Origin of the sequence: Flagellimonas olearia (assembly GCF_009184425.1) — a bacterium.
GTDB lineage: Bacteria > Bacteroidota > Bacteroidia > Flavobacteriales > Flavobacteriaceae > Flagellimonas > Flagellimonas olearia.
This window is the reverse complement of the sequence record NZ_WELG01000001.1, coordinates 1,061,300-1,080,496: the sequence shown is the minus strand read 5'-3', so window position 1 is coordinate 1,080,496 and position 19,197 is coordinate 1,061,300. Positions and strand designations below refer to the sequence as shown.

The 19,197-nt window shown below is 44.1% G+C and carries 17 protein-coding genes; 3 read left to right on the top strand and 14 right to left on the bottom strand.

Annotated elements, in window-relative coordinates; genetic code table 11:
* The first annotated feature begins 210 nt into the window (after positions 1 to 210).
* Positions 211 to 1,809 (top strand): thiol-activated cytolysin family protein, encoded by a 1,599-nt coding sequence (locus F8C76_RS04595; protein WP_152130656.1) that lies wholly within the window; start codon positions 211 to 213, stop codon positions 1,807 to 1,809.
* A gap of 329 nt (positions 1,810 to 2,138) precedes the next feature.
* Here F8C76_RS04595 and F8C76_RS04590 read toward each other — a convergent pair whose 3' ends face one another.
* The 10 genes from F8C76_RS04590 to F8C76_RS04545 all read right to left on the bottom strand — a co-directional run bounded on the left by F8C76_RS04590 (position 2,139) and on the right by F8C76_RS04545 (position 11,741).
* Positions 2,139 to 2,894 (bottom strand): DJ-1/PfpI family protein, encoded by a 756-nt coding sequence (locus tag F8C76_RS04590; protein WP_152130655.1) that lies wholly within the window; start codon positions 2,892 to 2,894, stop codon positions 2,139 to 2,141.
* A 1-nt stretch (position 2,895) separates the two neighbouring features.
* Positions 2,896 to 4,170 (bottom strand): NAD(P)/FAD-dependent oxidoreductase, encoded by a 1,275-nt coding sequence (locus F8C76_RS04585; RefSeq protein WP_152130654.1) that lies wholly within the window; start codon positions 4,168 to 4,170, stop codon positions 2,896 to 2,898.
* 79 nt (positions 4,171 to 4,249) lie between these two features.
* A complete protein-coding gene (locus F8C76_RS04580) occupies positions 4,250 to 4,819 on the bottom strand; it encodes a Crp/Fnr family transcriptional regulator (protein WP_152130653.1) in 570 nt (189 codons plus the stop codon).
* Between the two features lie 73 nt (positions 4,820 to 4,892).
* Positions 4,893 to 6,644, bottom strand: coding sequence for an arylsulfatase (locus tag F8C76_RS04575; RefSeq protein WP_249042360.1), 1,752 nt, complete (start codon positions 6,642 to 6,644; stop codon positions 4,893 to 4,895).
* Positions 6,645 to 6,648: 4 nt separating this feature from the next.
* Complete coding sequence (locus F8C76_RS04570; RefSeq protein WP_152130652.1) at positions 6,649 to 8,178, bottom strand: dienelactone hydrolase family protein; 1,530 nt, start codon at positions 8,176 to 8,178, stop codon at positions 6,649 to 6,651.
* Between the two features lie 66 nt (positions 8,179 to 8,244).
* Positions 8,245 to 8,703, bottom strand: coding sequence for an SRPBCC family protein (locus F8C76_RS04565; protein WP_152130651.1), 459 nt, complete (start codon positions 8,701 to 8,703; stop codon positions 8,245 to 8,247).
* Between the two features lie 196 nt (positions 8,704 to 8,899).
* Entirely contained in the window at positions 8,900 to 9,355 is a 456-nt protein-coding gene (locus F8C76_RS04560; protein ID WP_152130650.1) for a GNAT family N-acetyltransferase, read from the bottom strand.
* A 45-nt stretch (positions 9,356 to 9,400) separates the two neighbouring features.
* A complete protein-coding gene (locus F8C76_RS04555; protein WP_152130649.1) occupies positions 9,401 to 10,063 on the bottom strand; it encodes a hypothetical protein in 663 nt (220 codons plus the stop codon).
* A gap of 38 nt (positions 10,064 to 10,101) precedes the next feature.
* Positions 10,102 to 10,620, bottom strand: coding sequence for a RidA family protein (locus tag F8C76_RS04550; protein ID WP_152130648.1), 519 nt, complete (start codon positions 10,618 to 10,620; stop codon positions 10,102 to 10,104).
* A 302-nt stretch (positions 10,621 to 10,922) separates the two neighbouring features.
* Positions 10,923 to 11,741, bottom strand: coding sequence for a hypothetical protein (locus F8C76_RS04545; protein ID WP_152130647.1), 819 nt, complete (start codon positions 11,739 to 11,741; stop codon positions 10,923 to 10,925).
* A gap of 176 nt (positions 11,742 to 11,917) precedes the next feature.
* Here F8C76_RS04545 and F8C76_RS04540 point away from each other — a divergent pair, with 176 nt between their 5' ends.
* Complete coding sequence (locus tag F8C76_RS04540) at positions 11,918 to 12,199, top strand: hypothetical protein (protein WP_152130646.1); 282 nt, start codon at positions 11,918 to 11,920, stop codon at positions 12,197 to 12,199.
* Positions 12,200 to 12,364: 165 nt separating this feature from the next.
* On the opposite strand, the gene F8C76_RS04535 is transcribed toward F8C76_RS04540, so the two are convergent.
* The 3 genes from F8C76_RS04535 to F8C76_RS04525 form a co-directional block, all read right to left on the bottom strand.
* On the bottom strand, positions 12,365 to 13,822 hold the full coding sequence (locus F8C76_RS04535) for a Gfo/Idh/MocA family protein (RefSeq protein ID WP_152130645.1): 1,458 nt from the start codon (positions 13,820 to 13,822) through the stop codon (positions 12,365 to 12,367).
* A 143-nt stretch (positions 13,823 to 13,965) separates the two neighbouring features.
* Positions 13,966 to 14,784, bottom strand: coding sequence for a hypothetical protein (locus tag F8C76_RS18840; RefSeq protein ID WP_211372116.1), 819 nt, complete (start codon positions 14,782 to 14,784; stop codon positions 13,966 to 13,968).
* A 369-nt stretch (positions 14,785 to 15,153) separates the two neighbouring features.
* Positions 15,154 to 17,325, bottom strand: coding sequence for an endonuclease MutS2 (locus F8C76_RS04525; protein ID WP_152131469.1), 2,172 nt, complete (start codon positions 17,323 to 17,325; stop codon positions 15,154 to 15,156).
* Between the two features lie 253 nt (positions 17,326 to 17,578).
* Here F8C76_RS04525 and F8C76_RS04520 point away from each other — a divergent pair, with 253 nt between their 5' ends.
* Positions 17,579 to 18,244 (top strand): uracil-DNA glycosylase, encoded by a 666-nt coding sequence (locus F8C76_RS04520; protein WP_152130644.1) that lies wholly within the window; start codon positions 17,579 to 17,581, stop codon positions 18,242 to 18,244.
* 94 nt (positions 18,245 to 18,338) lie between these two features.
* Here F8C76_RS04520 and F8C76_RS04515 read toward each other — a convergent pair whose 3' ends face one another.
* Positions 18,339 to 19,187 (bottom strand): substrate-binding domain-containing protein, encoded by an 849-nt coding sequence (locus F8C76_RS04515; RefSeq protein WP_152130643.1) that lies wholly within the window; start codon positions 19,185 to 19,187, stop codon positions 18,339 to 18,341.
* Between the last annotated feature and the right edge of the window lie 10 nt (positions 19,188 to 19,197).

Genomic DNA, 19,197 nt, shown 5'->3' with positions numbered 1-19,197 from the left:
CTCTGTTGGGATAGCATCTTTATCTTATTTTAACTAATTGATAATCAATGTTATAAATTGAGTTTTGGTTGTTGCTCTATAACAGGCCGTCCATGGGGTTTTGAGGCTAAATCAAAGGGAGTTGTCCATGCTTTGTCCATATCCATTACTAGGAACGGGTGGGATTGGCCTCTAATTTCGAGAGCGTTGAACCCATAAAACCAAGTAGTTATGAAAACAATTGTAAAAAAATTAAATGTGTGGACCCTGTTCATTTGGGCCATGACTTTATGCATTGCTGTTTCGTGCAGTAAAGACAGCGGAACCGACCCACCGGTAGAAAATGGCGGGGAAAACGGGGGCGAGAATGGAGGTGAGAACGGAGGAGAAGAGAACAACAACCTCGAGGACATCAACTCTTCCGTGTCCAGCCTTACGTACAACTCCGATGAACTTTTGAATGTACAGGATACCGGGGGAGCTGCTGCTGAACGCACTTTGAATTCGGACAATACGGCCAATACGGGGCCAACCTTGGGCCAATTGTTCGAGTGCAGAACCATGGACTATAGCTTGGAATCCAATTATGACGATGTGGCCATTTTGCGGCCCACCAATGGTGTGGTCTATCCCGGGGCCTTGGTCATAGGCAATGCCGGAATGCTGGACGGTGCCCCTGATCCCTTGGCATTGGACCGCGCTCCGGTGACGCTTCGTTTGGACTTACCCGGAATAGGAACCCAAGGTAATATTGTGGTGGACAACCCCACCAATTCGTCCGTGCAGTCCGGTATAGATGATGCCTTGGAATGGTGGAACGCCAATGCCTATCAGGATGGTTATGTGAATGCATCCAATTCATCCTATCAAGCTTCGGAATCGTATTCCTCCAAACAATTCAGCATGGATGTGGGATTGAACTTGGAATGGGCCACAGGCTCCTTGGCTTCCCAGTTCGATTATGAGAGCACTACCATAAAGCACTATGCCGGGGTGGTGTTCAAGCAGGTTTTTTATACGGTGACCATGGATACCCCAAGTTCACCGGGCAGTGTTTTTGATCCTTCGGTGACCCAAGCGCAGGTTGATGCCGCCATTGGTTCCGATGCCCCGCCTGCTTATGTAAGTTCGGTATCCTACGGCCGTATCATTATGGTGCGTATGGAAACCACCAATACGGATACCTCCATTGAACTGGATGCCGTACTGGAATATGCAGGGGGTGTAAGTGGGGTAGGGACCGTGAATTCTACCTATGATGAGATATTGAAAACCTCCAGTGTTACGGTGGTGACCATCGGTGGAAATGCCGAAGCGGCTTCCGAGGCCATCAATTTAGCGGATATCGACTCCGGTTTTGGGTCGCTCAACAGTGTGATTACCGGGGAAAATGCCGTTTATAGTCGGGACAATCCCGGGGTGCCTATTGCGTATACCATCCGGTACCTTAAGGACAATTCACTTGCCAAAATGGGCTACACCACAGACTACAGGGTGGAAAGTTGCCAAACCTTTAAGTATGACCATGCCAGTGTGGACGTGGACAACAATTCCATTTTTGATGTCAGGTACCGATTTGTCTACAAAACCGCAGGGACCAACAATACGGTTATTGGAGGATATTATACCGTAAACAATGGCCAACGTTCGGTTAAGAGTCCACCGGATGGTGCTCATGATGTTGAGGTGGAGTTCCAGTTCCAGGATGCCTTTATATGGCGACAACTGGGCAGTCCAAGATCTTATGGCTACCTGAGCAGTCAGAAGTGTTTTGAGGTGACCAATAACCTATTGCTGCAAATCACCTTGGCTCCCATTAGCTGTAATTGATATAGTGTCGACAGTCGGCCGCTCAGGTGGGGTTCAACTACCTGATGCCGGCTGTTGTTTTTAATGTCAAGCGATTAATTGTTTGACACGAATGGCACCAATGTTTACGAATTGCAATGTGCTTGTCATGTCGAGCGCAGTCGAGACATCAGTGGGATTTCTCGTCGTCCCGACAGTTATCGGGACTTTGTCGAAATGACATTGTGGACCTTATGGTCATTTCGAACTTGCCGAAGGGAATGTGAGAAATCTATGTTTTGGCTTTCCGACTCGAATTACACCAATTTTCACGAATGGTTTTGGTAGTACTAGAGGGAGTGGGGGGAGATCTATTCTCCCCAATTTTTAAGTCGGTCTATGTATAGATAATCTTCCACAAACTGTCTGTGCTCGGGACTGGTCATTTTTTCGACCAAATTCAATGCGGAAATATAACTGGTCAGGTTTCCGTTGGAGGAACTGAACTTTCCATCCTCCACAAAAGTAACTTCACTATCGTCTTGTACCTTTAAATTTGGATAGTTCTCCTGTAATTCCTTTCCACCACCAATATAGGTAACGATTTTATGTCCGTCTGCAATCCCGGATTCCCCAATAAGTTGGGCTCCCGCACAATTGCTGACAATGTATTGGGTTTCCTCGTTTTTCCTTTGGATGAATTCTATCATTTTTTTGTTGCGTACCTGGGCATACATATCGTAACCGCTGGGAACGAAAAGCGCAGTAAGCTTGGGGCAGTTTTCAAAAGTATAATCGGGGACAAAATGCATGCCTTCTTCAGTGGTTATGGGTCTTTCAGTTTCCGCTATGGTGACCACGTTAAAGAGCTGCTCCATATCTTGGTTTGGTTTTCCAAAAACATCCGATGTGGCAATGACCTCTCCCTGCAAAACGCCATTGAACATGAGAAGTCCTATGGTGGGCAATTCAAGATTGAAGGGTTTTAAGTGTTTGGTGAGCGTATCCGAGGGTACCTTCACATAATCAGTTTGTTCAGTCTTAGGGCTGGATTTTGATTTTTCGGTATTGCAGCTCAAAAGAATTGCGGCAAAGAATAGGGGGGCAAGTAGTCCTAAATGTTTCATGTTATGTGTTATTTCTTTCTGTGGGTTTAATGATCATTCTAAAATATTGGTCCTTGTAGATGTAATATCCGAGCCAGTTGTACAGCGTTCTAACCTTGTTTTTAAAGTTCACGAGGCCCATGATGTGCACAAAGATCCATATAAGCCAGGCGCTAAAGCCTTTTAAAGACTGTTTCTGTCCAGGGAAATCCAACACGGCCTTGTTTCTACCAATAATGGCCAGGGAACCTTTATCGGTATAGCGGAACGGTTTCCAGTTTTGGTCTTTCCTTTTTAAGTTATCGGCCAAGTTTTTTGCTTGTTGTAATGCCGGTTGCGCCAATTGTGGGTGTCCCTTGGGATAATTCTCATCCCCAACGACCAAGGCACAATCTCCCAAGGCATAGATGTTCTCACACAACTGGACTTGGTTGAAGGAGTTTGTTCTTAACCGTTTACCGGCCCCAAAACTGTCTTTTGGAAAGCCTTGAAAGGTTTTGGCGGATACCCCTGCGGCCCAAATCAGGTTTTTGGAGGGAATCTCTGTACCGTTGGACAATTGTACGGTTTCCCCATCAAAATCCTTGACCAGTGTGTTCATGGTCAGGTTAACGCCCAATTCGGACAGTTTTTTGGCGGTATAGGTCTGGGCACTTTTGGACATAGCGGCCAAAACGGAATCTTGACCATCGATGAGATGAATCTGTCCAAGGTCTTTCTTCTGCAGTTCCGGATAATCCTTGATGATGATGGTGGTCTTCATTTCGGCCAGTATGCCCGAAAGTTCAACCCCCGTAGGTCCTGCGCCGGCAATGACAAAGGTCAGGTACTTTTTTCGTTCCTCTACGTCATCGATTCGGGTAGCACGGTCCAAACGGGTCAGGATAACATTTCTCAGGGAAAGGGCATCACTGATGGTCTTCATGGGCAGGCTATGCTTTTCAATGTTCCCATTTCCAAAAAAGTTACTTTCCGTGCCCGTGGCCATCACCAGAATATCATATTCCAGTTCCCCGTTGCTTAACAGTATTTTGTTTTCTTCGGGTACAACCTTCTCAAGGGAACCAAGTCTAAAACGTACATTCTTCAATTTCCTCAAGATCTTTCGAAACGGATAGCTTATAGCCGATGGTTCCATAAAGCCTGTTGATACTTGGTAGATCAAGGGCGGGAAAAAATTGTAATTGTTACTGTCCACCAAAGTGATATGGTAAGCATCCGAATTTCCCAATTGTTTTACAAGTTCCAGACCTGCAAAACCTCCACCTACCACAACAATTTTTTTAGCGTCCGCCATGTTCTGACTTTTTCCCGTATTTGCGTGATACAAAGGTGGTCAAACGAAATTCAATAAAAATTAAGCTGGTTTAAGAAAATCACTTTTTTTTGATTTCACTCAGGTATTCTGGGGTTAGGCCAAGAAAACTGGCCAACACATATTGGGGCACACGTTGTACAAATTCAGGGAAACTATTTCGGAAACTGAAGAACATCTCTTCCTTGGAAAGACTGTGGATGTACTTGATGCGCATAAGGGCCGCACCGTAGGCCGTTTCCAGAATGGCCCTATAATATTTCTCCATTTTTGGGAACTTTTCCAGCAGCTCCTGGTATTTTGAAAAGGAAATGGATAAAACCGTTGATTTCTCCAAAGTTTCCACATAGAAATTGGAGGGTCTTTGGTTTTGAAAGGCCAGAAAATCGGTCAGCCACCAGGTCTCCATGGCAAACTGGGTGGTTTTAGGGTTGCCCAAATCATCGATGAAGTAAAGTTGCAAACATCCCTTTGCCACAAAAAATATCGTGTCACAGCGTTTTTCTGCGTGGAGCAATTTCTCTTTTTTGCGATAGGATTGAATATTAAAAAAACGTGCGATTTCCGATAATTCCTCTTTTGAAAAGTTGACGTAGCTGCTGATGTGTTCTGTCAGGATCTGTTCGCTCATGGGCTAGGGCATAACAAGCAGTAAAGATACGCATCTGTTCGCTGAGTTTTCCAATCTTAGCAAACCTGAACTTTTAATTAATTTTCTCCATTTGGACCCAGAACGGAAATATCTTTTTTTTGTCCACAAGATAATAGGGCAGTATTTCACATTCCATGTCTGGGAGATAGACATTGTTCATTTCAATACTATCCGTAATGGGGCTTTGCACTTTTTTTCTAGTGACCACACTTCCTGCTTCAAACAATAAGTTTCCTCCGGTTGCTACAGGTTTGATGAACTTCAGCTTTATATGGTACACCCCTGCGTTGACCTTTACGTTCCATTTTCCATAGATTTCCTCCTGATTCCAAATGCCCCGTTCCCCATCGGCATCATTTCTGTTCAATATGGTGGGGTTCTCGTTGGCATTTCCTATTTCAATGCGGGGAGGGTGCATAAGGTTCTCTGAGGAAATCAGTTCATAGTACAAAGCGTCCAGATCCTTTTTGAAAGTTTCAGCAAGCTCTGTGTTTGTTGCAATGATATTGGATTGTTCGTAGGGGTCTTCTTTTATGTCGAACAATTCAAATTCGGTAATAGGGGAATCATAGGAGGTGTGCCCCACCAACTTATAATCTCCTTTCTGTAAGGCAATGTTGTTGTATAGTTCGGGATAACGACGGGTCCAGTAGAAGAATAAATACCTTTCCGGCCATGTAGGGTTTGAAGAATTGATCAAGGGAACCAGACTACGCCCATCCACAGTTTTGGATTTCGGCAGGTCCACATGGCACAGCTCTGCTATGGTGGGCAATAGGTCTATGTGTGCTGCTGGTATTTCCACCTCTTTATCAGCTTTAAATGCAGGGTTTTTTATAAAAAAGGGAACCCTGACACCTCCTCTGTAGACACTACCTTTCTTTCCACGCATACCCGCAATATATCTGGATTGTTGAGGACCATTGTCCGTCATAAAGATGATGATGGTATTGTCCGCAATATTTAGCTTGTCCAGGGTATCCAACAATTTGCCCACATTCTCATCGATATTGGTAACCATGCCATACACCTTTCTGGCATCTTCCTTATCTTTTTCAGACATATGGGGAAACGGTCTGCCATCATGGTCAAATCCCGAAGCAGGGTCTATGTCCTTATACATTTCATAATATTTGTCGGGTACCTGCAGTGGGGTATGGGGCGCGTTAAAAGATAAGTAGCAAAAGAAGGGGCGCTCCCTATTTTCTTGGATGAAATCCATGGCCTGTTCGGCAAAGATGTCTGAGCAATACCCTGTATAGGCTTCCTGCACTCCGTTATGCCAAAGTACGGGATCAAAATAGCTTCGGTCTCCCTTAAAGTAGTTGGTAACATCTCCCACTTGTCCCATGCCTCCGGCCAGATGGATGACCGATTCGTCAAAACCTTGATCGTTGGGCCTGAACGGATAATTGTCGCCTAAATGCCATTTACCAAAAATACCCGTACGGTAGTTGGCCTGCTTGAGCATTTCAGCAATTGTCACCTCGTTTTGGGCCATGGTGGCCCCACCATTGTAAGTGTCCCTGATGCCAGTACGCAAACTGTATCTGCCTGTCATGACACTGGAACGTGTTGGCGCACAGACGGGGGATACATAAAAATTATTGAAACGGACACTCTCTTGGGCGAATTTGTCCAAGACTGGTGTTTGTACATGCGGGTTGCCGGTACTCCCCAAATCGCCATACCCTTGGTCATCCGTTATTATGATGATCACATTCGGTTGTTTTGGGGTTTGGGCAAAGGCCAAATGGGCCATGCAAAAAAGGAGTGCTACGAATGGAAATGTTGGTTTTTTCAAAGTGTTACTTTTTTAGTTGCTCCAATCTATATATGGCATTTTGGCTTTGAGGGTTCAATGCCAAGGATTTTTCAAAACTTTCAATGGCTTTTTCCGTGTTGCCCAAGAATAAATAGCCCTCCGCCAGACTGTCATGGAGATTGGCAGAATTTGGGAAAAGTCGTGTGGCCAACAAAAACACCTCTATCCCTTGCGAAGATGTTTTTGGGTTGAAGACCAATTGCAGTCCGAGCGTGTTCAAATTGCCTTCCGGGATGGTAAAGTCCGGATGAGCTTTTAGTATGGAGTTATACAGTTGGGATAGATCTTTATAGTCCTGGACTGAGGCCAAGTCGTTAAAATCCTGAAAGGTGTAGGCTCTTTTTTCTGGTCGCTTGGTGGTTTGGGAGATTAAATCTTGGGTTACGCCATTGCCAGACGGTTCATTGTCCATAAACTGCATGGCATTGCTGTCCTTCTTTAGTGCGGCATCCAAAAAATGTAATGCATAGGCCACTACCCATTTGTAGGACTCCATGATTTTGGAATCACTTTTATCTTGTCTATTGTCCCTATCGGCAAAGAGAATCCCAAGGGTGCTGAAATAACTGTGCGTAAGGTCGTGGAACTTCAGCCGATATGTGGTAGCTTGGGTTATGCTGTCATACAAGGGGAATTTTGTGTTGAGTTCGGCATCGATTTTGTCCTCTTTCAAGACGATGTCGGGAATGTCTTTTTGTGCCATATGGAGGTAGGGGACATCTATTTTGGCCGCATCAAAAAAGGGAGATTGCTCCAATAGCCCATATTGATATCTTTCGGTGCCATCCAGACTGACTATGGCTTTTACCATATCATTTCTATTTTGCACGATGATATTTGACAGGCCACCAAAGCTGAAGCCCATTAGGGCAATCTGGTCATAACCTACCATAGGGAGTTTCCCAACTTCTTTTATCAAAAACTCCATATCCCTGGCCTGGGTCTCAATCTCCTTGGCATTGTTGTTACTGAACCAACGGGTCTCCGTACCACGACTTAGGCTGGATACCACCACATACCCATGGCTTGCCAAATATTCGCAAAGTGCAAAGTTTTCTATGGAGGACGCCATGAAACTGGGTGCATAGACCACTACAGGAAATTTTTCTTTTCTGAAATCCGCTTTGGAATAAGCTGTTGTATTTTCCTTGAGGTGTTTTTGGTTGGCAGGGGTGTTGGGATAATAAAACCAATTTAAAATCTGTTCGTTGGGCAAATGCTCCCATTCCTCTTCCTCTTTTAATATTTCAAGGTAATCCAGGACCTGCAAGGGCTCCATACCTTTTCCAATTTGTTCTGCAGGATACCAAAGACTTATGGAAATGGGTCGGGCTACCTTTTTGTGGGTATAGTCCATGGCCCTGCTGTAGGTTCTTGAGCTATCTAGAGTAGGGTAGTGGCGAAACCCCACGGTGTACTTTCCGTTTTCAAGGTTGATTTCCCCAAGAGAGGTTTGAGAAACCATGAGATTGATTTGGAACAGTATCAGAATTTGTAGAAGGCGTAATCTCATAAGGTATGGATTGTGTTCATTTTTCTTATGCTTAGGAGGCCGGTTATTGGTTATGTAAAAACTGTTCTATTCTTCCGAAAGTTCTTTGAGTTTGTTCAGAGCCTTGGGCCAGGTGGTATCAAAATAATCCAGGTAGTCCTCGGTCACATCGCTTTCCACGGTTACCGTGGTCACTCCGTTGTTCTCATGGAATGAATAGTTTTCAAGTCCACCTGCCCATTTTTCAACTTCTGGGCCTTCCGTAATCTCATTTTCACCATCCAAGATTCCATTATGGCGAATGGAAACAAATTGGAAAGGGATGTTGTCTGCAATTTCGGATACCATTCCACCCTTTTTTCCATTTTCATCGGTTCCCACAAAATGGATTTTAGACCCTTTTTCCCAGCTTCCCTCATAGGAGGAGGTTGGATTGAATTCTGCCGTCCATTGTTCGTAGGTCCCAATGTCACCTATACCGAGCATGGTGTTGTAAACCCGCTCAGCGGATGCCTTGATGTCTATATGGTATTGTAGTTTTTTCATGCTTCTTATTTTGTTGATAAACTTAGCTTTCTAATTGTGATTTATGGGTAATTGGTCTTAAGTGATTGCCTCTCAAAGGTCAATTGGTTAAGAAATTTAAGGTAGTGATTTTTGGTTAAGGAGTCACTTGGGTGATTTGGGGAGGATTTTAAGTATTCCCAAGCGCATTGAAAAGTAGGAGGGAACGGGACCATCTCTAGTTGAAATGTATTTTCATCCCTTCGTGCGAGGCGCTAAATCCAAGATCTTCGTAAAATTGAATCGCGTTTGGTCTTTTTTTGTCCGTGGTCAGTTGCAATAAATGGGCGTTTCTTTCCTTGGCCCTCTGTATGGCCCATTCGAACATGGTTTTTCCAATACCGAGGCCTCTTTTGTCTTTTCTAATTCGTACCGCTTCTATTTGCGCCCTGATCCCACCTTTATAGGTGAGGTATTGAATAAAGGACATCTGTAAAGTCCCGATGATTTCAGCCTCTTCGTTTTCCACAACAATCAGTTCTTGGTTAGGATCGGCATCTATATTTTCAAATGCGACAAGATATTCCGTGGGCAAGGGTACTTGATAATTTTCCCTTGTTTTTCCAAGTTCATCATCCGCGATCATTTCCACGATTTTGGCAACATCGTTTTGGGTCGCTTTTCTAAATTTCATTTTTTGAACAGTCTTGCTTATAATTTCGTTGTGGAAAGTTTTTGTTCAATAGTCATACATTTCCAATTCGTCAAAGTCTTTTATGTCAGAGAGTTTTATCAAATGTTCTATTTCAACATCACCCCAGGTTTCATTGAACACCTCATCTCCGCCTTCTGCATTTTCATTGGTGTTTTCTTTGATCAGTTTCTTTTTTGTCAAGAAGTTGATGCTGGTCTCTTTATTTATGATTGGCCCATAATTGCTGCTTGAATCAAACCCTATCAATTCAAAATTTGAATTTTGAAATCTAAAAGTGTATTTCCAAAATCCATATCGGCCGTGTCCGTAGTGCAGGTACAATTTTTCATTATTGATCTCAACACTTAATTGGGGTGGAAAGTAAACCCCGCCATCTTCATTTTCGGATGAAAAGCAGTCATAATTTTTATCGGCTACACGGAAACCTTCAGCAGTTTTGAACAGCACAATGATTCCACGCCTATTTCTATCCACTTTTTGGTCAAATCTATTGGTGACGATATTTGCCGTATCGGTCTTTTTGATCAGCACAACACAATCTTCCTGTCCATCATTGTTTAGGTCTCCATAATAGTTTTCAAACACTGCATAACCTTTTGGAATAAAATCGGACGGTTCATGGTTTTGCGCCTTGCAAGCAGCTATTGTCAACAGAAAAAAAGGTAATAGTCTTAAGGTTTTGTTCATTCAATATCAACTTTGGTCATTGCCATGGAATTGTACTTCTATTCCGGTTTATGTACTTCAAGTTCGATTTCCACCATAAACTCAGGTAATGCCAATCCCTTGACTTCAAGCCAAGAGCCAGTTGGAAATCCGTTTTTATAAATTTCAGCCCGATATGCTGATTTTTCCAGCATTTGTGCCATATCAGTTGTAAAAATATCTTCTTTTACCACATCGTCAAATGTGCAACCAAAGTGTTTTAATATTTTGTCCAAATCGGCATAACAGTTTTTCATCTGTTGTTCCAGATCGCCAATTGCCGTTGGATTTCCTTCATCGTCCATACTTACAGCTCCGGATATTTTAATATCATTTCCAATTTTTACGGCGTGGGAATATCCGTATGCTTTTTCCACCTCAGGGCGCAAAAGGAAATATTCAGGTTTCTCGGGTTCAGCCAAAACTTCCTTTTTAACTTCTTTGGTTTCTTCCTGGTGTTTTTGTTCACAACTTTGGCAAATAAGGGCCAAAACTAAAAGTGTAGTGAGCAAGGTTGATCGGTTGGTTGATTTTTTCATAATTCAGATGGTTTGGGCCTACTTTGGTCGGTTTTCGGCTATCCCGGTTACCATGGGGTATCGTTTTGAGCGTATGGCATAACGATTTGCAAACCCGTTGGTTACGGTGTTTAAGGTAGTGATTTTATGTTGAGGGATTACATAGTCAATTTCTGGGGGATAAAGAGGGGCAAGAACATGGGGAAGTTCATACGCAGCGCATGGTTGCAATAGGGTTTTAGCTTTATCAACTAAGGCCGCCCATTTCTGTCTTAATGGCAAGTGGGTATAGAATGCAATTTTGCGAGAGTCGTAGAGGCCAATTAGTTAAAAATAAACTCTACAGCTTTTTTACCAAAAGGAGAAAGATATAAATATTGAAAAGAACGATCTCCTTTGTAAGAGTTTGAAGTAGTGTCATGCTCAAAAACCCCTAGATTTCGCAGGTCATGCGCCCAAAAATCAAATTCATCATTTTTAAATATGGTTATTAATTTTTTTCGTTTGATTTTTATTTTATCGCGAAAATTTTCTTTGTCAATCAAATCATAATTCAATAACCTTATTTGGTACTGTGAGTATGTTTCATCGCTTGAGGCTTTGTTTAATCCAAGATCATATTCTTGCTTTAATCGATTTCTTTCACTATGTATTTTCCCAATAATTGATTTGTAATTGAGTTCTTCAAAAAACCAATGCCTAAGTAGGATTAAATGATTTTCATTAATTTTTGAAATGAGTTCTAAATATTTAGGGGCCAAATCGTATGAAACTGGATTAAGAATTTGATTTGCTGTTAATTTTTTGAATCCATTTAACTTTATCTCTGAGTGCGTTTGACTGACTTTTATCAGAACTTGTTCAAAAAAATCGCCAAAATCTTCACTATCAACAACTTCAATATCAAAGTCTGGAGTTGTTGATTTTATATATTTTGAAAACTCAATTATAAAGTTTTCAGCACGATTTAATTTCAATCTACTTCGAATACCAAAAAATGTCTCGGTCAAAAAAGCGGCGGCACCAGAACCTAAAACAGGATCTCCAGAAATCGCAGTTGCAGAGGCAGAAATTAATATCCTTGATAAAGTCGTTATACTTTGCGGTAATATATCTTTGTCTTTTTGTCTTTTTGTTTTCATGAATTACGTGTGCAGTCATCTAATTTCACCCATTCTTGGCTTACTGCCAACCCTTTAACCTATACAATTTCAAAGAGTTATCAACCGCATTACATTTAAAGTGTATATTTGCCTAGCTACACTTGTCAGTTTTGCGATGTTCAAATGTTATTTGTTCAATTTCTTAATCTTCTATTATGCGAACCGATGAGAATCAAACCAACTGCCCCCATTGTAATCACGGCATGAGTGGGGACGAGGTGAAAATCACCCCCAAAATTTCCAAAATGCTCAGTCCCGCGCAGGTACAACTGCTGGACTATACCCATTATCTGGATGCCCCCGATTTGGTCAATGCCCTAAAATTGGTGCACGATGTTACCATCTACCATTCCCATGAACTCTTGGACGAGGCCGAGAAAGATGCACTGTTCAGCGTTAAGGGGCTTTGGGAGTGTATTGAGCGCATCAAGGAGTAAGATCTAGGAAGCAGGAGTTAGGAAATAGGGGTTGGGAATTAGGAGTTAGGTGGTGGGGTGGAGAAAGAAAAGGGCCGCAAAATATCCCTGAAATCTGATATCAGAACTCAGACGTCAGATATCGGATATTTATTTTGCGGCCCTTTGGTATAGTGTGTTGCCGGGTTACATTTCCCAACCCTCACGGTAGGTGCGGGTAACAAACTGGTTGGCATCCTCAAAGTTGGTCACCTTCATGTTGTCCCCGTCCCACAGCAGTTTTTTACGACCGTAGAACTCCATGTTGCCATCGCCGTTGGGGCGTTGCAGCATATAACTGCGGATGGCCAGGTTGCCCATGAGTACGGTCTCGGTCATGGGACCGGCATACTCAAAGGAAGAGGTTAGGCCCATGTGCTCTGGACTTCCGAATCCTGCTTTGCAGGCATCCACCCATTTGCGTTGGTGGCCGTATTCAGGTTCCGGCATGTCTTCCACTTCTGGACCAAACTCGGTGGTACCATCGTTCAGGTAGAGTTTGGGTGTCAATGGTGAACTGTCGTTGATGTTCGTGGAAATGACCCCGTTTTCGCCGTGAATCAGCACGCCGTTTTGGCTTCCCGGACCTCCAATATCGCTATCGGCAGGGATGATCTCTGGGTGGGAGGGACGTATGCCTCCATCGCTCCACGTCATGACCAAAGGTGCCCCTGTTTTTTCGGTGGCGTCGTAGTTCAAGGTAATGAACGAGGTGGCCGGACATCCTTCTGGGTGGTAATCGGGGTTCCACATTTGGGAGAACACCGTGCCCACACTACATTCGGCGGCAGTGGGGTAGCCCAGTTTCAAGGTTCGGTAGGGGATATCCACCAAGTGGCAGCCTACATCGCCCAAGGCACCGGTTCCGTAATCCCACCATCCACGCCAGTTAAAGGGGTGAAGGTTTGGAGTGTAGGGTTTCAACGGGGCTGGGCCCAACCAGAGATTCCAATCCAAATCGCTGGGTTTGCTGGAAGGGTCCGGCTCGGGCATGGCATAGCCTTGTGGCCATACGGGCCTATTGGTCCAGATTTCTACCTTGGTGATCTTGCCCAGTTTTCCAGAATCCACCCATTGTTGCACCATGCCCAATAAAGGGTTGGAGCCACCTTGGTTCCCCATCTGGGTCACCACTTGCTTGTCACGCGCCATTTGCGTCAACATACGGGCTTCGCGAATATTGTGGGTCATGGGTTTTTGTACGTATACGTGCTTTCCGAGTCCCATGGCATAGGCCGCTGCAGGACCATGCACGTGGTCCGGGGTACTGATGGTAACGGCATCGATGCCCTTTACCTTGTCCAGCATTTCACGATAATCATTGAAAAGCTTTGCTTTGGGGAATTTTTTCACCGTGTTCTTGGCCGATCCGGAAAAATCCACATCGCAAAGGGCCACCACCCGCTCACGGCCATTGACCGATGCATTGCTGATATCACTGGCACCTTTACCGCCCGAACCGATGGCCGCCAAATGGAGGCGATCACTGGGGGCCAAATAGCCGGGGCCGCCCAGAACGTGGCGTGGAACGATAAAAATACTGGAAGCCAGTGCGGTACTTTTGATAAAACTCCGTCTGCTGGAGGGGGATGGTTTTTCTTTCATTGCTTGTTAAGGTTTGTTGAGATTAATTTTCCCCAACAAGATAGAAAAAATAGTGTTGGGAATGGTTTGGTTTTTTGTGATGTTGATTTTGGGCCAACAGAAAATAGTGGGTTCCGTTGATGGCTTAATCAAATTGAACTGGCTTATTTTTTCACTTTCGGAGGGCGTGGTTTAAGAAATTGCTGTTGCTGCAGCTGTTGTTGGGGTCTTTGCGGCATCTGCTGTTGTTGTTGCTGTTGCTGTTGTTGTTGCTGTTGTTGTTGTTGCTGTTGTTGTTGTTGTTGTTGCTGCTGTTGTTGTTGCTGTTGTTGCTGTTGCTGTTGCTGTTGCTGTTGTTGCTGTTGCTGTTGCTGTTGCTGTTGCTGTTGCCCTGACCTATGTTGATATTCTTCAACTTTAATAAAATTCGGATGCTCAACTGGAGAATCAATTTGGTGTATTTTGGTCAATGTCCATCCTAAACCTTGCCTTTTTTTCATGGTATTTGCAATAAAGCCATATAGTTCAATCACATTAATGGAATTTGGGATGATAAAATCTGCGTGTAGCGAATCTGATTCACCCGGTTCAATCTCAAATGGACCTTTGGACCAGTCCCATTTACGGTCGGCAATCAATGGCCATTCGACCTCGGTTCTATGCTGCTCCACGGGATCATACCCTATATTTATCCAGTATGTTACATCATCGGGAAAAGGGGAAACCTGTCGGAGTCGAACCTCAGCGTTGCCTGACCTAAACACTACTGACCCAACATTGTCGATCTTCAGTTCAACATGTATCAGTGTCCAATGATTGAAGGTGCGGACATGGGTAATGGCCGGTACAATGTTTACTTTTGGCAATGCTAAACGTTGTCTAACAAACAACAAATAAGTCCATAGCCCCGCTATGATTATAGCTAGACCTTCAATGAGAATTTTTAAAATTTCCAAAACTTCTTTTAGCTCTTTCCAGTCCATTCAATCAAGTGTGGTTAAAGTAAATAATAGAGATATTTTAAAAATATTAAATACAGGATTGATTTTCAAACAAACAAGAATGTTTGTGCTGACTGTTGTTATTTCGAGTGAGTCCCGAAGCCTTCCGGAACGAGGAGAAATCTTCATTGCGTTGGATTTCTCACGCTCGAATAGCTCGGTTCGAAATGACAAATGAACTAGTGTAGCTGGTGCTTCGACTCTCCGGCCGCTCAGTAGCAATGTTATGATAAAGGTCATTTCGATATGAGGCACTTAGTGCCGATTGAGAAATCTTTTAAGTTAGATTGGATTTCTCACACTCGCATAGCTCCCTCCCAATCTCGAGACAGGGGTTCTACATGACCAATGTTATTTCTTGACTTCCACCAAGTCCAATTGGTCTACACTCACGTTGGTGGTGAACATGCCATAGTTTACAATGGCCTTGCCCTTTTCCAGAGCGTCTATACTGCCCACGGCCTTACCGTCCATCATCCGAACACGGTCGCCCACCTTAAAAATGGGTCTGGGTTTGTTCTTTTCGGCTTGGACCTCCTTTTTCTTTTGGATTTTCTTCTCTACCCGTACTTTTTTGATCTTTTGTTCCAGTTCTTGGGCCACCTGTTGTTGCTGTTGCTTTTTTTCCTTGGCCTTTTTGGCCGTGGTTTTCTTGCGCTTGCTGTTTTCGGTTTCCACAATGCGGAGCATTTCGGAGATCAAGGGGCGTTTTTTATTGTCCAGGAAGTATTTCTCGGCCGCCGAGTTGATTTTGTTGCCCAATTGGATCATCCGCTGGTTGTGGTCGTACAGTTCCTGATAGTTCTCCAATTTGGATTTGATACGGGAATTCAGTTCTTCCAAACGACTGGCCTCTTCACGGGCCTTGCTTTCCTCTTCCTTGAGTTTGGAGCCGGTCTGTACCATTTTGCTGCGCTCTTTCTGAAGTTTGGCGATCGTGGCATCAAAACGGACCTTGCTGCGTTCTATCTTTTTCTTGGCCTTGTTGATCAAAGAGTAGGGGATGCCATTCTTTTGGGCCACCTCAAAGGTGAAGGAGCTACCTGCTTCGCCCAATACCAATTGAAAGGTGGGTTCCAAAGTTTTGGAGTTGAAACGCATGTTGGCATTGGTGGCATGTGGCAATTCATTGGCCAACGCCTTTAAATTGGCATAGTGGGTGGTAATGACCCCGTAAGCTTCCCGTTCATAGAAAACCTCCAAAAATGCTTCCGCCAATGCGCCTCCCAATTCGGGATCACTTCCGGTTCCAAACTCATCGATCAAGAACAGAGTACGGTCGTTGCACTTCTTTAGGAAGTGGTTCATGTTCTTGAGTCGATAGCTGTATGTACTTAGATGATTTTCAATGGATTGATTATCTCCAATATCTGTTAAAATCTTATCAAAAAGGCATACTTTGCTGCGCTCATGGACCGGAATCAACAGTCCACTTTGCAGCATGGTCTGTAGGAGTCCAATGGTCTTTAGGGTAATACTTTTTCCTCCCGCATTGGGCCCAGAAATCACAATGATACGGTTCTCTTTGTGCAGTTGAATGGTCTGCGGCCATGTTTTTTCGTTCTTCCGTTTGTTGTTCAAGTACAGCAGTGGATGATAGGCATCCCTAAGAAAAAGTTCCCGTTTCTCGCTGATTTCGGGAAGTAGGGCATCCATTTCGGAAGCGTACTTGGCCTTTGCAGCTGTAATATCGATATCAGTAAGGTAAGCTTGGTACAGCTTAAGGAGGGGGGCAAAAGGCCTAATGCTATTAGTGAGCTGGTTGAGGATGCGTTGAATTTCTTCTTTTTCCTCAAACTCCAGATTGTTGAGTTCCCTGGTGTGGGCCACAGTGGACTCCGGGATGATGTAGACAATGCTCCCGGTCTTGGAACTGCCCATCACAGTACCTTTTACCTTGCGGCGATGCATGGCCTTTACCGCCAATACCCTTCGGTTTTCCACAACCGATTCCCGGATATCGTCCAGAAAATCGGAAGATTGATACCGCACCAGTGCCGCCGAGAAGCTTTGGTTGATTTTGCCACGCACGCTATTGATTTGCGAACGGATGTGGCGTAACTCATCGGAAGCGGAATCCTTGATTTCCCCGAACTTGTCGATTACGTCGTCTATAGCGGCCGGAATCTCGGTATTCGGCTCCAAAGCTTCGGACTTTTTAAAAAGTAAAGGGTAATACTCCTTGAATTTCTTGAAGAACTTTTGATGGGTGGCAACCGTCTTGCAAATACTTGAAATTCGCCTGAAACTTGGGATTTCAAGGGTGCTGTTTTCAATTTTCAATAAGGACAGTTCACTATTGATGCTGTCAAAACCATGGTTTGGAATCCGGTTGTCATTGGTATAGGAGGCCAAATACTCCGAGGTTTGCCCCAGAACCTCCAACAACGCTTCCTTGTCGTCAATCGGTGCGATTTCCAAAGCGGATTCCTTTCCCAATTCGGTATTGCAACGCGAGGAAATCTGTTGCAATACAGTGGGGAACTCTAAATCCTGTAATGTTTTGGGGTGAATGTTCTGCATTTTTTTCAACTGGCGGCGTAAAGATAGGATTTTGGCTTGGGAGGGAAAAAGGGTTTTTGCCGACAACTTGGCCATTTAAAGACATTCTATGCTTACATTTGAAAAAATAGCGCCTTTTGGGCGCAAATTCTTATCCAATGGGCAGGGACAACACCTTGATTTATGTAATTGCAGGCATCATCCTGCTGCACTTTATTGTGGGAATCGGTTATTTGCTCTACAAACTGACCAAGAAAAAATAACAAGCATTTTTATGGACGTGAATATTGATCCAAGCTGGAAGACGCATTTGGAGCAAGAGTTTCAAAAACCCTATTTCCAGCAATTGGTGCAATTTGTGAAACAGGAATATAGTGGGCATACCTGCTATCCAAAAGGCAAGGATATTTTTGCGGCCTTTGACCACTGTCCATTTCAGGAAACCAAAGTGGTAATCATAGGACAAGACCCTTATCACGGTCCCAATCAGGCCAATGGATTGTGTTTTTCGGTAAAGGATGGTATCCCACATCCACCTTCATTGGTCAATATTTTCAAGGAAATCAAAGTGGATGTTGAAAAACCGTATCCCAAGAGCGGAAATCTGGAGCGATGGGCCGATCAAGGGGTGTTGTTGCTCAACGCGACCCTTACGGTTAGGGCACATCAGGCTGGCAGTCATCAAAATAAAGGTTGGGAGCAGTTCACCGATGCGGTCATTAAAATGGTTTCAGGGCATTTGAATGGGGTAGTGTTTTTACTTTGGGGCGGATTCGCCAAAAAGAAAGCGACCTTGATCGACAAAAGTAAGCACCACATCCTGACTTCAGGGCATCCCTCGCCATTGAGTGCGAATAGGGGACTGTGGTTTGGAAACCAACACTTCAGCACTACCAATGGGCTACTTTCCCAGCTGGGCAGACAACCGATAGATTGGTGAATCTGATTGTTTAAATATGTAAAAACACGTTTCATTCGAGAAAATTCGAGTAATTCGTGTCAATCAGGGATTATTAGATCGTTAGATTTTTGGACTATCTCCAAAGAAAACTCTCAACACGTTTTATATCATCAACTAAATTAAGGTCAAATAATCTCGATTGAACCTCGTTTAGTGTTTTTTCCGAAATCTGTTGCTGTCCCCAAGTGGTCTTGGACAGCCATTCCTGAACATCTTCCAATTTTTGTTCGTATCTGTTGGATAGTGTGCGGTCTATGCTTGGAATTTGTTTGAATTCTGGGGTGTAGGTATTGATCACTTCCAAAATATGGCCCAATATCCCTGAATTTTCCTCCAAAAAAGCATTGGTTGCTGCCAAAACAAAACAGGGCCATGGGGTAGGGCAGTCGCCCAACCATTTGAAGGTGCCGTCATCCACCAAAGGCTTGGTGGTGAAATGCTCCCACATAAAATAGGCTCCCGATCCGTTGCTCAGGCTTTCCACTGCGCCATCAAGATTATTGATGGTTTCAAACTGGAGTTGAGTGGGGTCCCAGCCTTGGTTTTCGGCATTGATATAGGCCATTAAATGGCTGCCACTACCCAAACGGCTTATGGCTACCTTGTCGTCTTTGAGCTCGGACACGGATTTCCTTGGACTGTCCGCGGCCACATGGATGCCCCAAAGTAGGGGTGAGGAGATGTACTCCATGACAATCCTACTGGGATTCCCTTGTGAAATGCTCTTGACCATGCCTTCGGTAAGAATAATGGCCAGATCTGTTTCTCCATCCAGTAGCATTTGGGCCATTTTGCCTGTTCCTTCGGGAACATCGGTCCAGGTCAGTTGTATTCCCCGATCTTCAAAAGCACCATCTTCCATAGCCAAGTGCCACGGCAGGTTGAAATGTTCAGGAACTCCAATAATTTTTACGTTTTTCATGAAGAGCAAT